Here is a 13,944-nt window from a genome sequence, read left to right on the forward strand (position 1 = left end):
GTATTGATCAGTAAAGCTTTTCAAGTTGATACTAGGCGCCCGACCATCAACTTATCCGCCTGCCATGCGCCTGATTCCCCATCTGCTGCTTGCCGCCAGCGTGGGCATGAGCTGCTCCGCCCATGCCGCCGAACGTACTTCCTTCAATGCCGACTGGCGCTTCATGAAAGGCGAGCCGGCCGGCGCGGCGGGCGCCGGGGCGGCGGAGGCGCTGGACGACGCTGCCTGGCGCAAGCTGGACCTGCCGCACGACTTCGGCATCGAGGGGCCGTTCAAGCAGGAGTACGAAGGCGAGACCGGCAAGCTGCCGTGGTGGGGCGTGGCATGGTACCGCAAGAAGTTCACCGTGCCGGCCGGCGACGCCGGCAAGCAAATCTATCTCGACATCGACGGCGCCATGTCGCACGCCACGGTATGGCTCAACGGCCGGCAGGTCGGTGGCTGGCCATATGGCTACAGTTCCTTCCGCGTGGACCTGAGCAAGCACCTCAAGCCGGGCGCGGAGAACGTGCTGGCGGTGCGCATCGATAATCCGCCCGAGTCTTCGCGCTGGTATCCGGGCGGCGGCATCTACCGCAATGTGTGGCTGGTGAAGGCGGCGCCGCTGCATGTGGCGCACAACGGCACCTTTGTCACCACGCCCATCGTCAAGGCCGATGCCGCCACGGTGGACGTGAAGGTGACGCTGGAAAACAGCGGCAACGCCACGGCGGCGCAAGTGTCCACCGCCATCTATGCGCTGGACGCGGCAGGGCGCCGCACCGGCCCCGCGCTGGCGCAGAGCAGCCCTTCCGCGCTCACCAAGGTGGGCGCGGGGCGCCAGATCCTGCTGGCGCAGTCGCTGCAAGTCAGCCAGCCCAGGTTCTGGAGTCCGAAGACGCCGCAACGCTATGTGGCGGTGACCACCGTGTCCGGCGAAGGCAAGGTGGTGGACGAGGTGGAAACGCCGTTCGGCATCCGCACCGTGGCCTTCGACGCGGCGCGCGGCCTGCTGCTGAATGGCGAGCACGTGGTGATCCAGGGCGTGTGCATGCACCACGACCTGGGCGCGCTGGGTGCCGCGCTCAATGTGCGGGCGCTGGAACGCCAGCTGGAAATCCTGCGCGACATGGGCGTAAACGCCATCCGCACCACGCACAACCCGCCCGCGCCGGAGATGCTGGAGCTGGCAGACCGCATGGGTTTCCTCATCGTGGAAGAAGCGTTCGACGCCTGGCGCCTCGGCAAGAAGAAGAACGACTACGGCCTGCTGTACGACGAATGGCACGAGAAGGACTTGCGCGCCATGGTGCAGCGCGACCGCAACCATCCCAGCATCATCATGTGGAGCATCGGGAACGAGATACGCGAGCAGGGCGAGCCGGAAGGCTGGAAGATGGCGGCGCACCTGGCCGACATCGTACGCAGCGAGGACCGCACGCGGCTGACCACCGCCGGCTTCAACCACGTGGTCTCGGGCTATAACGGTTTCCAGACCGCCGTGGACGTGGTGGGCTTCAACTACAAGCCGTGGGAGTACCCGACCTTCCACAAGAGCGCGCCGCAGATCCCGGTGATCGGCAGCGAAACCGCGTCCACCGTGAGCTCGCGCGGCGAGTACTTCTTCCCGGTCAGCGACGACAAGTCGCAGGGCGCGGCCAACTTCCAGGTCAGTAGCTACGATTTGTCGGCGCCGCGCTGGGCGTCCGCGCCGGAACTGGAATTCAAGGGCCTGGACGACAATCCCTTCGTGGCGGGCGAATTCGTCTGGACCGGCTTCGATTACCTGGGCGAGCCGACGCCGTACAACGCCGACAGCACCAACGCACTCAATTTCACCGACCCGGCCGCCCGCGCCCGCGCCGAGAAGGAGCTGGCGGAACTGAAGAAGGTGGCGGTGCCGTCGCGTAGCTCCTACTTCGGCATCGTCGACCTGGCCGGCTTCAAGAAAGACCGCTACTACTTGTACCAGGCGCGCTGGCGCCCGGACCTGCCGATGGCGCACCTGCTGCCGCACTGGAATTGGCCGGAGCGGGTGGGGCAGGTGACGCCTGTGCACCTGTACACCTCGGGCGACGAGGCGGAGCTGTTCCTGAACGGGAAATCGCTGGGCCGCAAGCAGCGCGGCGCGCGAGATTACCGGCTGCGCTGGGACGACGTGGTGTATCAGCCCGGCACCTTGAAGGCGGTGGTCTACAAGCAGGGCAAGCCGTGGGCCGAGGATACTGTGCAGACGGCCGGCAAGGCCGCAAAACTGGCATTGACGGCGGACCGCAGCGCGCTGCAGGCCGACGGCAAGGACCTTTCCTTCATCACCGTGGCCATCACGGACAAGGAGGGCAGGCCGGTGCCGCGCAGCAGCAACGCGGTGCGCTTCACTGTCAGCGGCCCAGGCGAGCTGGCGGCCACCGACAATGGCGACGCCACCAGCCACGTGTCCTTCCAGTCGCCCGAGCGCACCGCATATAACGGGCTGGTGCTGGCCATCGTGCGCACCAAGCCGGGGCAGGCGGGTACGATCACGGTGAGCGCCTCCAGCGAAGGGCTGGCGGCGGGCAAGGTGACGCTGACAAGTGCTGCGCTGCGTTAGCTAACGAACAGACACGGAAACCGGACCGGTCTCAAAGTAGGTGCTCCCTTCACACAGCACCACTTTGAAAAGGTTTTATCATGGGTATCCTGAGCAATATATTCCACAAGATTTTCCCCGGTTCGCATCCTGCGGTGACGCAGGCCAGCACGCCGGCCGCCCCTGCAACCCCGGGCGCCCCTGCAGCCCCGGGCGCCGCACCGGCCGCGCCTGCGTCAGCGCCGGCCAGCGCCATGCCCGAGGTGGATGTGGTGGCCATCCTGGATCAGAAGGCGCAAAGCGCGGGCCAGCCGTTGAACTGGCGCACGTCGATTGTCGACCTGCTCAAGCTGCTGCAGCTCGATAGCAGCCTGGAAGCGCGCAAGGAGCTGGCCAAGGAACTGCACTACAGCGGCGACACCAACGATTCGGCCAGCATGAATATCTGGCTGCACAAGCAGGTGATGGCGAAGCTGGCCGCCAACGGCGGCAAGGTGCCGGCCGACCTGGCGTCCTGACGCCGCGCGCTACCCGCCGCCACGCCGCCACGCCGTATCGCTGCCCCGCCGCCCTGGCGTGCTGGGCATGCTCAGTCGGCGCCGGGCGTGCCTTCGTAGTTGACCGGCAGCCAGCGGTAGCTGCCGCCGGTGCCCACAGGCCCGCCTGTCTTTCCTATCCTGCCCAGGCCCGGGAAGGCGATGTGCGCGGCGCCCACCACCATGCGCTGGCTGGCCGCCATGTCCAGCAGCTCGCGGCGCTGGCGCTGCGCGCCGGCAGCGTCGCTGTCGTATTTGACGGTGGCGTCCGGATGCGGAAACTGCAGCGGCGCCACATGCACGATATCTCCCCATACCAGCAGCTTGCGGCCCTGGCTCTCCACCAGGTAGGCCGCGTGGCCGGGCGTATGGCCCGGCGCGGGCAGGGAACGGATGCCCGGCTCCAGCTGGCCGTATGCTGCATAGGGCTGGAAGCGGCCCGCTGCCTGATACGGCGCGACGGCAGCGCGCGCGCTGTCGAAGAATGAGCGCAGGAACTCCGGCGCCGCATCCTGTTCGGATTTGCTCAGCCAGTAATCAGCTTCGCCTTGCGCCACGCGCAGCACCGCGTTCGGGAACGCCGCCGCGCCTTGGCGCATGACGCCGCCCGCGTGGTCCTTGTGCAGGTGGGTGAGCAGCACCATGTCCACTTGTTCCGGCTGATAGCCCGCCGCACGCAGATGCTGCAGCAGCCTGCCGCAGCAGTCGCCGTACAGCGCACCGGCTCCCGCGTCGATCAGGATCAGGCGCTTGCCGGTGTTGACGAGGAAAGCGTTGATGGAACCCTGCAGCGGCTGCGCCAGCCCAGCATCGTCCAGGTCCCGGCCGATCTGCGCCGGGGTGATGTTGTTCATCACAGTATCGATGGGGAAGGCGTGCGTGCCGTCGGATAGCACGGTGATCTCGAATTCGCCCAGCATCATGCGGTAATAGCCGGGTGCCTGGCTGTGCACCTGCGGCGCCGCCGCGTGCGCGGGCAGCGCCAGCGGCGCGAACTGCAGCATGGCTGCGGCCAGCAGCGGGAGCGTGAGCTTGTTGTTGGTCGCGGCCATGTCGTACCGGATCAGGAGCGCAGGAAAGCCAGCAGTTCGGCGTTCAGCTTGTCCTTGTGGGTGGCAGGCAGGCCGTGCGGCGCGCCTTCGTACACGCTCAGCGTACCTTGGGGCAGGATCTCCACGGCGCGGCGCGCGGTGGCGGCGATCGGCACGATCTGGTCGTCATCGCCGTGGATTACCAGCGTCGGCACGTTCATCTTCTTCAGGTCTTCCGTGAAGTCGCTTTCCGAGAACTGCTTGATGCAGGCGTAGGCGCTGCGGATGCTGCATTGCATGCCCTGCAGCCAGAAGGTGTCGCGCAGGCCTTGCGAGTCCTTCGCGCCGTCGCGGTTAAAGCCGTAGAAGGCGGTGGTCAGGTCCTTGAAGAACTGCGAGCGGTCGGCCTGCACGGCGCTGCGGATGCCGTCGAACACTTCCATCGGCACGCCGTTCGGATTGGACGGGCCGACCAGCATCTGCGGCGTGACCGCGCCCACCAGCACGGCGCGCGCCACGCGGCCGGTGCCGTGGCGGCCGATATAGCGCGCCACTTCGCCGCCGCCGGTGGAATGGCCCACCAGCGTGGCGCCGTTCAGGTCCAGCGCCTCGATCAGCGTGGCCAGGTCGTCGGCGTAGGTGTCCATGTCGTTGCCGTGCCAGGGTTTGCTCGACAGGCCGTGGCCGCGGCGGTCGTGCGCGATGACGCGGTAGCCGTGTTCGGCCAGGAACATCATCTGGTCCTCCCATGCGTCGCCCTGCAGCGGCCAGCCGTGGCTGAACACCACGGCCGGGCCGTGGCCCCAGTCCTTGAAGTGGATCAGCGTGCCGTCGCGCGCGGTGACGGTATTGATGGTGCGGGTGGTGGTCATGGCATGTCCTCTGGATTGTGTGGAGGCTCCATTCTGGGCAGCGCACGATAGCGCGTCTATCTGGACTAAGGGAGAGGCAAGGCTCCCACCTCTCTGCGCCGCGCGCTGCGCCAGGGCTGCTGCGCTAAGCCTGCTGCCGCGCCAGGTGCTCGGCCAGCAGGTCGACGAAGGCCTTGATGGCCGGCGAGCCGCGCCGGTTGGCGGCGTACATGGCGTACAGGCCGATTTCCATTTCCTGGGGATTGGCCTGGTAGCCGTCCAGCAGCGGCAGCAAGGTGCCGGCCGCCACGTCGGCGCGCACCAGCCACTCCGGCAGCATGGCCACGCCCACCCCGTCCAGCGCCGCGCGGCGCAGCATTTCCGAGTTGTTGATGCTGAGCGTGCCGCGCACCGGCAAGTCGGCATCGTGCTCGCCGTCCTCGCACTGCAGGCGCCAGCCGCGCCGCGTCGCGCCGTAGGAGAACAGCAGGCAGTTGTGGTCCAGCAGGTCCTGCGGCGCGCGCGGCGTGCCGTGCTGCGCCAGGTAGGCCGGGCTGGCGCAGATCACGCGCCGGTGGCCGCTCAGGCGGCGCGCGATCAGGTTGGGTTGCTGCTGCGCGGCGCCGATGCGGATCGCCACGTCGATGTTCTCGTCCACCATATTGCTCACCGCGTCGCTCAGGTGCAGGTCCAGTTCCAGCTGCGGATGGCGGCGCGCCAGGTCGCCCAGCAGCGGCGCGATGAACATGGTGCTGAACGTTACCGGCGCCGTCACCCGCAGCAGGCCGCAGGCCTGGCCGTGGCGGGCGGCGGCCGCGTCGTCCGCCTGGTCCAGCTGCGCCAGGATGGACTGCGCGCTGGCGTAGTACTGCCGGCCGCTGTCGGTCAGCGTCACCTTGCGCGTGGAGCGGTTCAGCAGGGGCGTGCCGAGGCGCTTTTCCAGCGCGTCCACCAGCCGTGTCAGCGACGACGCGGCCATCCCCAGCTGGCGCGCGGCCGGGGAAAACCCGCCGCTGGCCACCACCAGGCAAAACGCCTTCAATTCCGCGAAACGGTCCATCTATGGTTCCTCATCTTTGCGTGCAGCGCAACGGTGTTGCCGGCGCCCGCCTACTTATCGGCGCGCCGCCGCGCCGCTACAGTGGCGTCATTCACTTACACGGAGCCGAATATGAAAAACATCCTGCAGCCGCTGACCCTGGGCGGCCTGACCTTCAGCAGCCGCGCCGCCATGGCCCCCGTCACCCGTTCCCGCGCCGGCGAGGGCGGCGTGCCCACGGCGCTCAATGCGGAATACTACATGCAACGCGCCACGGCCGGGCTGATCGTCAGCGAAGCCACCAATGTGTCGCCCGATTCGGCCGCCTTTGAACTGGCGCCCGGCATCCACAGCGAGGCCCAGGTGGCGGGCTGGGAGCGGGTGGCCGCCGCCGTCCACAGCCGGGGCGGCAAGATCTTCATGCAGCTCTGGCACGGCGGCCGCGTGGGCAGCTATGCCTTGCTCGACGGCCGCCAGCCGCTGTCGCCGTCCGGCTTCAACGACGACCTGGCCATGCTGCAGGTGTACGGCGCGCTGCGCAACGGCTACTACACGCGGCTGGCCGCGTCGCCGTCGCGCGCCATGACGGTGGCCGAGATCCACGCGGCAGTGGCCGAGTTCCGCACCGGCGCCGCCAACGCCGTGCGGGCCGGACTGGACGGCGTGGAAATCCACGCGGCCAACGGCTATTTGCCGCAGCAGTTCCTGTCGCCCCATGTGAACCGCCGCAGCGACGAATTCGGCGGCAGCGTGGAAAACCGCGCGCGCTTCCTGCGCCTGGTGCTCGAAGCGGTGCTGGAAGAGTTGCCGGCGCAGCGCGTCGGCGTGCGCATCTCGCCCTATGCGCTGTACAACAACGCGCTCGACGAGCGTGCCGACGACACCTACGCCTACGTGCTGCGCATGCTGGACGGCTACGGCATCGGCTACGTGCACGGCGCCGACACCAATGCCTGGGGCGGCGCCAGCGACATGGCGCGGCTCCTGGAGCTGATCCGCGCCAACTACGGCGGCGTGGTGATCGCCAACGCGGGCTTGTCGCCGGAGCAGGCGGAGGACTTGCTGGCCCGGGGCAGCGCAGATATGGTGGCCTTCGGCCGCCAGTTCATCGCCAATCCCGACCTGGTGGAGCGCATCGCCTGCAATGGCCCCTACAACACACCCGATCCAGCCACCTTCTACGGCGGCGGCGCGCGCGGCTACACAGACTATCCGGCACTGTAAGCCATGCCTGGGGACGGCGCCATCACACTTAAGTATGGTGCCGCATACCCAGGTGTGATTTTCAGGCGCGCCGCAGTTGCCTATAGTGGCTTATCGCCGCAGCTGCGGCCGTCACCATACCGGAGGAAGCCATGCCAGTCGAACTGTTAGCCCGCTTGCGTCGTCCGCGCCGCGCCACTGCCGAGTGGCTGGTGCTGGCGCTGGTGCTGCTGATGAGCGGTTTGATGGCGGCATACTTCATCTGGACCGAGCGGCGCCTGCTGGTGGGCTCGGACATCGAGCGCATGCGCATCCAGACCATGATCATCGACGAGAACCTGCGCCACCAGCTGGAAGGCGTGCGCAATGCGCTTGACAGTGCGCGCAGCGCCTTCGGCACACCGGGTTCGGCCGGCGCCTGCGGGCGCGAGTGCCGCCAGCTGCTGCTGCAGTCGCTCAAGCGCGCCATGCCGGGCGTGCGCGCGCTGGTGGTGGTGAACCGCGACGGCCGCATCCAGCTCTCCGACGACGACCTGCGCGACGCCCGCCTGGACGACAAGCGCTACACCAGCCAGGTGGCGCAAATGCGCTCGCCGGACACGCTGTACCTGTCGCAGCCCTTTGAAAACACGCCGGGAGTGTTCAACATCAAGTTGTCGCTGGCGACGGTGGACGAGGCGGGGCGCAACAACGGCGCAGTGAGCGCCATCCTCAACCCGGAATACTTCGACGCCGTGATGCGCTCGGCGCTGTACGCGCCCGACATGAGCAGCGCCATCACGGACGACAGCGGCCACCGCATCCTGTACGTGCCGGCCAACCCTGCCGCCATGCGCGCCGACGCCGGCGCCGACCTCTTTTTTCGTTATCATCGACACAGCGGCCTGCCCCTGACGGTGCTGGCCGGCGAGCGCCGCCTGGTGGTCCAGCGCACCGTGCAGCTGCACGAACTCGGGCTGGACAAGACGCTGGTGGTGAGCCTGGCGCGCGAGCAGGCGCAGATCGAGGCCGGCTGGCACGGCTTGGCCTGGATCAGCGGCATGGCCTGGCTGCTGACCGGCGCCGCCGGCGTGGGCGGCCTGGCGCTGGCGCAGCGCCGCCGCATGGCGCTGGAGCGGCTGGCGCTGGCGGGCGAAGTGGAGCGCGCCGCCGCCGCCGAGCGGGTGGAGCTGGCCCTGAACGGCGCCAACCTGGGCCTGTGGGAATGGGACCTGGTGCGCGACGTGCGCACCGGCGACGGCCGCGCCGCCGCCATGCTGGGCTACCTGCCGGGCCAGCTGCCGCACGAGCCGGGCACCTGGCGGCAGATGGTGCATCCGGAAGACCGGGAAGCGCTGGAAGCCGCGCTGGCCGATCACCTGTCCGCGCACCTGGCCGACGCCAGCCGCGCCTACGAGGCCGAGTACCGCATGCGCCACCGCGCCGGCCACTGGGTGTGGCTGCAAAGCCGCGGCAAGGTGAGCGAGCGCGCCGCCGACGGCACGGCGCTGCGCATGGTCGGCACGTGCATGGACATCGGCGCGCGCAAACTGGCCGAAGCCGAAATCGCCAGCCTGGCCTTCTACGACGGCCTGACCAAGCTGCCCAACCGCCGCCTGCTGCTGGACCGGCTCGGCCACGCCATCGCCAAGTGCGAGCGCGGCGGCTGCCATGGCGCGGTGCTGTTCGTGGACCTGGACAATTTCAAGTCCCTCAACGACACCTTGGGCCACGACATGGGCGACCGCCTGCTGGAAATGGTGGCCTTCCGCCTGCAGCAGGTCACGCGCGACAGCGACACCGTGGCCCGCCTGGGCGGCGACGAGTTCGTGATCCTGCTGGAACACCTGGGCGCCAGCGCCACGGAGGCGGCCGCGCACGCCGAAGTGGTGGCACAGAAGGTGGTCTCCGCGCTCAGCCTGTGCTATCCGCTGGACGGCCACGAGCTGCGCAGCACGCCCAGCATCGGCGTGGTGCTGTTCGGCGCCGGCAGCCACACCATCGGCGACCTGCTGCGCCAGGCCGACATGGCCATGTACGAGGCCAAGGCGGCCGGCCGCGCCACCTTCCGCTTCTTCGATCCGGTGATGCAGGCCGCGCTGGACGCGAGCGCCATGCTGGAGTCGGACCTGCGCTTCGCCCTGGCGCGCGGCGAACTGGCGCTGCACTACCAGCCGGTGGTGGACGCGGACGGCCGGCCCACCGGCGCCGAGGCGCTGCTGCGCTGGCAGCACCCGCGCCGGGGCCAGGTGCCGCCGGCCGAATTCATCCCGCAGGCGGAAAAGAGCGGCTTGATCATCGATATCGGCGACTGGGTGCTCGCCACCGCCTGCAGCCAGCTGGTGCAGTGGGCGGCATCCCCCCGCACGTGCGAGTTCACCATCGCGGTCAACGTCAGCGCTCGCCAGTTCCGCCAGCCCGATTTCGCCGCGCATGTGCTGCAGATCGTGGCCGCCAGCGGCGCCGACCCGCGCCTGCTCAAGCTGGAACTCACCGAAAGCATGCTGCTGGCCGACGTGGACGACATCATCGCCAAGATGGAGCAGCTCAAGGCCAGCGGCGTGGGCTTCTCGCTGGACGATTTCGGCACCGGCTATTCCTCGCTCAGCTATCTGCAGCGCCTGCCGATCGAGCAGTTGAAAATAGACCGCTCCTTCGTGCGCGACATGCTGCGCACCCCGCACGCGGCCATCATCGTGCGCAGCATCGTCACGCTGGCGCACAGCATGGGCCTGAGCGTGGTGGCCGAGGGCGTGGAGACGGACGCGCAATGGGAGGCGCTGCGCCGTATGGGCTGCAACGGCCTGCAGGGCTATCTTTTCGGGCGCGCCGCGCCGGCCGACGGCCTTGCCGATCTAATACTTTGGTCTGAGGTTATTCCTGTTGCTATCGAACTATAATATGGCCATACCAATCCGTATGAGGAAGGCCGGGCATGGTCAGGGTTCAGGGCAGCCCCTTGCTGTCGTTATTGCTGGTCGGCCTGACGCTGACCATCTTCGCAGTCGATGCATTCACGCCGCTGGACGTGGCGATCGCCGTCATGTACGTGGTGGTGGTGCTGCTGTCGGCCAGCGTCTGGCGCCGCCGCGGCGTGATGCTCACCAGCGCCGTGTGCCTGGGGCTCACGCTGCTGGCGTACGCGCTGTCGCATGCGGCGTTCTTTTCCGGACCGGCGGCCGGCCGTATGGTGGTCAGCCTGGCCGCCATCGGCATCACGGCCTTCCTGGCGCTGCGCTGGCAGGCAGCCACCAACGCCCTGATCGCGCGCGAGGAAGCGCTGCACCGCTCGCAGGCGCAGCTGGCCCACGTCACCCGCGTGACCATGCTGGGCGAGCTGGCCGCCTCCATCGCCCATGAAGTGAACCAGCCGCTGGCGGCCATCGCCACCAACGGCGAGGCCAGCCTGCGCTGGCTGAACCGTCCGCAGCCGGACCTGGGCGAGGCGCGCAGCGCCATCGCCAGCCTGCTGGAGGCGGCCGGCCGCGCCAGCGAAGTGATACGCCGCATCCGCGCGCTGGCGCGCCGCAGTGATCCGCGCCATTTGCCGCTGGCGCTGAACGACGTGGCGCAGGAAGCGGCCGGCCTGGTGCGGCGCGAGCTGGCCAGCCACCAGGTGTCGTTGAAACTGGAGCTGGCACCCGGCCTGCCGCCGGTGCGCGGCGACCGCGTGCAGCTGCAGCAGGTGCTCATCAACCTGCTGATGAACGCCATGCAGGCCATGCAGGCCGGCGCGCAGAATGCGCCCGGCCAGGCAGTGCTGCTGTGCACCGGCCTGTGCGAGCAGGGCGGCGTGTTGTGCAGCGTGTCCGACACCGGCCCCGGCATTCCGCCCGAGCACCTGCCCAAGCTGTTCGACGCCTTCTTCAGCACCAAGGAGGACGGCATGGGCATGGGCTTGCCGATTTGCCGCTCCATCATTGAAACGCACGGCGGCCGCATCTGGGCCGGTCCCGCGCCGCAGGGCGCCGTGCTGCACTTCTCGCTGCCCGCCATGGAGGCCGACCCGGCATGAACGTCTATATCGTCGACGACGACGCGCCGCTGCGCGCCGCCATTTCCAGCCTGCTGCGCTCGGTGGGCCTGCGCGTGATCGATTTCGGCTCGGTGCCGCAATTCCTGGCCCACCCGCGCGAGGAAGCGCCCAGCTGCCTGCTGCTGGACGTGCGCCTGCAGGGCATCAGCGGCCTGGAGTTCCAGGCCGAACTCAATCGGGACGGCGTGGCGCTGCCCATCGTCTTCATGTCCGGCCATGGCGACATTCCGATGTCGGTGCGCGCCATGAAGGCCGGCGCGCTGGACTTCCTGGCCAAGCCCTTCCGCGACCAGGACCTGATCGACGCCGTCAACGCGGCCCTGGAGGTGGACCGCGCGCGGCGCGAAGCGGGGCAGGCGCAGCACGCCCTGCAAGCCTGCTACCGGTCGCTCACGCCGCGCGAACGGGAAATCATGGGCCTGGCCGCCAGCGGCTTGATGAACAAGCAGATCGCCGGCCAGCTGGGCACGAGCGAAGTGACGGTCAAAATCCATCGCGGCAACGCCATGCGCAAGATGCAGGCGGGCACTTTCGCCGACCTGGTGCGCATGGCCGAGGCGCTCGGCATCGACACGGCGCGCCCGCGCTGAACCGAGCTCCGGGTATAGCCACCCTATACCCTTGTATGATTCCGCTACCAGGGCGCGCCCTGTATCGTACTCCCATGATGTTTCAGGGAGTACGCCGTGATCAGTTCCACCAGTTCCACCAGTCCTGTGCAGTTTCGCTTCGCCATCGTCGACGACCATGACGACGTGCGCAGCGCCGTGAGCAGCCTGCTGCGCTCCTACGGCTACGCCACCACCGATTTCGACTGCGCCGAAAGCCTGCTTGCCGCAGGCGCGCAGCACACCGTCCATTGCATCATCAGCGACCTGCAAATGCCCGGCATGAGCGGCTTGCAGCTGCTGGAGCACCTGCGCCGCAATGGCTGCGCAGTGCCGCTGATTATGCTCACCGCCTTCCCCGAGCCTGCAGTGCGCCAGCGCGCGCAGCAGGGCGGGGCAGCCGCTTTCCTGAGCAAGCCGTTCCAGGGCGAGGAGCTGATCAACGCCGTCGTCCGCGCTTGCGAGGGTTCCGCAATTTCCGCAACTTCCGATCCTGTCGATCCTGTCGATCCTTCCGCCATCTAGGGAGCCATAATGAGCATCGCCGCCCGCAGCCTGCCGTCCCCCGCCGCCACCAAGGTGCAGATTCCGTCCCCGCCCAAGCTGCGCTGGAGCGCCAGCCATGCGCGCTGGGCCGCGTACGCGCTGCTGATATGCCTGATCGCCGCCAGCGTTTCGCTGTCGGTGCTGATCGAACGGTCCTCCGGGGCCGGCATGACGCGCCTGGTGCACCTGTTCGACGTCGTCGCGCTGCTCACCGGCGCCTTCCTGCTGTACCACGTGCGGGCACGCTTCCGCGTCGAGCAGCAGCTGGTGCACCAGGCCGGCCACGATCCGCTCACCGGCCTGGCGCACCGTCGTTCCTTCGAGGCGCGCCTGCGCAGCCTGCCCACGCGGCCGCACGTGGTGGTGCTGGGCACCATCGACCGCTTCTCGCGCATCGTCGGCGGCTACGGCCACAGCTTCGGCGACCGCATGATCATCGGCCTGGCGCGTCGCATCCGGCATGCCGCCGAAGCGCACGGCGGAGAGGTGTACCGGCTGGACGGCGCCAACTTCGCCATCCTGTACCAGGGCCGGCGCGACAGCCCCGAGTTCGACGCCGCCATCTCGGCGCTGCGCGACAAGGTGGGCCAGCCGTACGAGTGCGAAAGCCACGAGGTGTTCACCACGCTGAGCCTGGGGGGCGGTGTGCTACCCGCAGGACGGCGCCGAGCCGGACGTCCTGCTGCGCAATGCGGACGCCGCGCTGCAGGCGGCGCGCCAGGCCGGCGGCGACACGCTGGTGCGCTATTCGGAGAGCCTGAACGCGCAGGCCGGGCTGCGGCTGGACCAGGAAGCGCAGCTGCGCCACGCGGTGCAGCGCAAGGAGCTGGAACTGCATTACCAGCCGCAGCAATCGCTGTCGCACGGCGGCTTGATCGGCTTCGAGGCGCTGATACGCTGGCGCCGCGGCGGCGAACTGGTCTCTCCCGGCCACTTCATCCCCATGGCGGAGGAGTCCGGGCTGATCGTCTCCATCGGCGAATGGGTGCTGGAGGAAGTGTGCCGCCAGCTCAGCGTGTGGCAGGCCGACAGCGGCCGCAAGCTGGTGGTGGCGGTAAACATCTCGCCGCGCCAGTTCGCCGCGCCGGGCTTCCTGCCCCATATCGAAGCATTGTTGGCCAGCACCCACATCGACCCGTCCTGTATCGAACTGGAGATCACCGAAGGCGTGATGATGGAGGACGCCGAGAGCGCCATCGTGCTGCTGCAGCGGCTGCGCGCACTGGGCCTGCGCCTGTCCATCGACGATTTCGGCACCGGCTACTCCAGCCTGGCCTACCTGAGCCGCTTCCCCATCGACAAGCTGAAGATAGACCAGTCCTTCGTGCGCAACATGGGCACGGTCAAGCAGCAGAGCGCCATCGTGCAGGCCACCATCGGCCTGGGCCACAGCCTGGGCATGACGGTGATCGCCGAAGGCGTGGAGACCGAAGCCCAGCGCGCGCTGCTGCAAGGCTGGCAGTGCGACGAGATCCAGGGCTACCACTACAGCAAGCCCTTGCCCGCCAGGGCCGCACTGAATTTCCTGCAAGGCAGCATGCAGCTGCGCGCCGCCTGAACCCGCATA

The 13,944-nt window shown here is 68.4% G+C and carries 11 protein-coding genes and 1 pseudogene; 9 read left to right on the forward strand and 3 right to left on the reverse strand.

The window, feature by feature from the left end; genetic code table 11:
* Nucleotides 1–64: 64 nt before the first annotated feature.
* Nucleotides 65–2,569, forward strand: a complete 2,505-nt coding sequence (galB, locus tag ACFJI2_RS07235; RefSeq protein WP_377704394.1) for a beta-galactosidase GalB — start codon at nucleotides 65–67, stop codon at nucleotides 2,567–2,569.
* An 80-nt stretch (nucleotides 2,570–2,649) separates the two neighbouring features.
* Nucleotides 2,650–3,066: a DUF3597 domain-containing protein gene (locus ACFJI2_RS07240; protein WP_377704395.1), complete on the forward strand. Its 417-nt coding sequence runs from the start codon at nucleotides 2,650–2,652 to the stop codon at nucleotides 3,064–3,066.
* Nucleotides 3,067–3,137: 71 nt separating this feature from the next.
* On the opposite strand, the gene ACFJI2_RS07245 is transcribed toward ACFJI2_RS07240, so the two are convergent.
* The 3 genes from ACFJI2_RS07245 to ACFJI2_RS07255 all read right to left on the reverse strand — a co-directional run bounded on the left by ACFJI2_RS07245 (nucleotide 3,138) and on the right by ACFJI2_RS07255 (nucleotide 6,026).
* A complete protein-coding gene (locus ACFJI2_RS07245; protein ID WP_377704396.1) occupies nucleotides 3,138–4,136 on the reverse strand; it encodes an MBL fold metallo-hydrolase in 999 nt (332 codons plus the stop codon).
* Between the two features lie 11 nt (nucleotides 4,137–4,147).
* Entirely contained in the window at nucleotides 4,148–4,969 is an 822-nt protein-coding gene (locus tag ACFJI2_RS07250) for an alpha/beta fold hydrolase (protein ID WP_377705807.1), read from the reverse strand.
* 142 nt (nucleotides 4,970–5,111) lie between these two features.
* On the reverse strand, nucleotides 5,112–6,026 hold the full coding sequence (locus ACFJI2_RS07255) for a LysR family transcriptional regulator (protein ID WP_377704397.1): 915 nt from the start codon (nucleotides 6,024–6,026) through the stop codon (nucleotides 5,112–5,114).
* Nucleotides 6,027–6,137: 111 nt separating this feature from the next.
* Between ACFJI2_RS07255 and ACFJI2_RS07260 the strand changes: the two genes are divergently transcribed.
* The 7 genes and pseudogenes from ACFJI2_RS07260 to ACFJI2_RS07290 all read left to right on the forward strand — a co-directional run bounded on the left by ACFJI2_RS07260 (nucleotide 6,138) and on the right by ACFJI2_RS07290 (nucleotide 13,935).
* Nucleotides 6,138–7,229 (forward strand): alkene reductase, encoded by a 1,092-nt coding sequence (locus tag ACFJI2_RS07260; RefSeq protein WP_377704398.1) that lies wholly within the window; start codon nucleotides 6,138–6,140, stop codon nucleotides 7,227–7,229.
* Between the two features lie 131 nt (nucleotides 7,230–7,360).
* The gene (locus ACFJI2_RS07265; RefSeq protein WP_377704399.1) at nucleotides 7,361–10,087 is read left to right on the forward strand and encodes an EAL domain-containing protein; all 2,727 of its coding nucleotides are present in this window, start codon (nucleotides 7,361–7,363) and stop codon (nucleotides 10,085–10,087) included.
* Between the two features lie 35 nt (nucleotides 10,088–10,122).
* Nucleotides 10,123–11,202, forward strand: coding sequence for a sensor histidine kinase (locus ACFJI2_RS07270; protein ID WP_377704400.1), 1,080 nt, complete (start codon nucleotides 10,123–10,125; stop codon nucleotides 11,200–11,202).
* Entirely contained in the window at nucleotides 11,199–11,813 is a 615-nt protein-coding gene (locus ACFJI2_RS07275) for a response regulator transcription factor (protein ID WP_377704401.1), read from the forward strand. Before ACFJI2_RS07270 ends, ACFJI2_RS07275 begins: the two co-directional genes overlap by 4 nt.
* Nucleotides 11,814–11,909: 96 nt before the next feature.
* Nucleotides 11,910–12,356, forward strand: coding sequence for a response regulator transcription factor (locus ACFJI2_RS07280; RefSeq protein WP_377704402.1), 447 nt, complete (start codon nucleotides 11,910–11,912; stop codon nucleotides 12,354–12,356).
* A gap of 189 nt (nucleotides 12,357–12,545) precedes the next feature.
* Nucleotides 12,546–12,974, forward strand: a pseudogene (locus tag ACFJI2_RS07285) (GGDEF domain-containing protein); the annotation flags it as partial.
* Between the two features lie 46 nt (nucleotides 12,975–13,020).
* Complete coding sequence (locus ACFJI2_RS07290) at nucleotides 13,021–13,935, forward strand: putative bifunctional diguanylate cyclase/phosphodiesterase (RefSeq protein ID WP_377704403.1); 915 nt, start codon at nucleotides 13,021–13,023, stop codon at nucleotides 13,933–13,935.
* Nucleotides 13,936–13,944 lie beyond the last annotated feature (9 nt).

The organism is Pseudoduganella sp. UC29_71, from assembly GCF_042693265.1.
In the GTDB taxonomy this organism is placed as follows: domain Bacteria; phylum Pseudomonadota; class Gammaproteobacteria; order Burkholderiales; family Burkholderiaceae_D; genus Rugamonas.

Excerpts from the sequence above, each read along its gene's own strand:
- galB (WP_377704394.1), top strand. The coding sequence starts at position 65 with ATGCGCCTGATTCCCCATCTGCTGCTTGCCGCCAGCGTGGGCATGAGC.
- ACFJI2_RS07240 (WP_377704395.1), top strand. The coding sequence starts at position 2,650 with ATGGGTATCCTGAGCAATATATTCCACAAGATTTTCCCCGGTTCGCAT.
- ACFJI2_RS07245 (WP_377704396.1), bottom strand. The coding sequence starts at position 4,136 with ATGGCCGCGACCAACAACAAGCTCACGCTCCCGCTGCTGGCCGCAGCC.
- ACFJI2_RS07255 (WP_377704397.1), bottom strand. The coding sequence starts at position 6,026 with ATGGACCGTTTCGCGGAATTGAAGGCGTTTTGCCTGGTGGTGGCCAGC.
- ACFJI2_RS07260 (WP_377704398.1), top strand. The coding sequence starts at position 6,138 with ATGAAAAACATCCTGCAGCCGCTGACCCTGGGCGGCCTGACCTTCAGC.
- ACFJI2_RS07265 (WP_377704399.1), top strand. The coding sequence starts at position 7,361 with ATGCCAGTCGAACTGTTAGCCCGCTTGCGTCGTCCGCGCCGCGCCACT.
- ACFJI2_RS07270 (WP_377704400.1), top strand. The coding sequence starts at position 10,123 with ATGGTCAGGGTTCAGGGCAGCCCCTTGCTGTCGTTATTGCTGGTCGGC.
- ACFJI2_RS07275 (WP_377704401.1), top strand. The coding sequence starts at position 11,199 with ATGAACGTCTATATCGTCGACGACGACGCGCCGCTGCGCGCCGCCATT.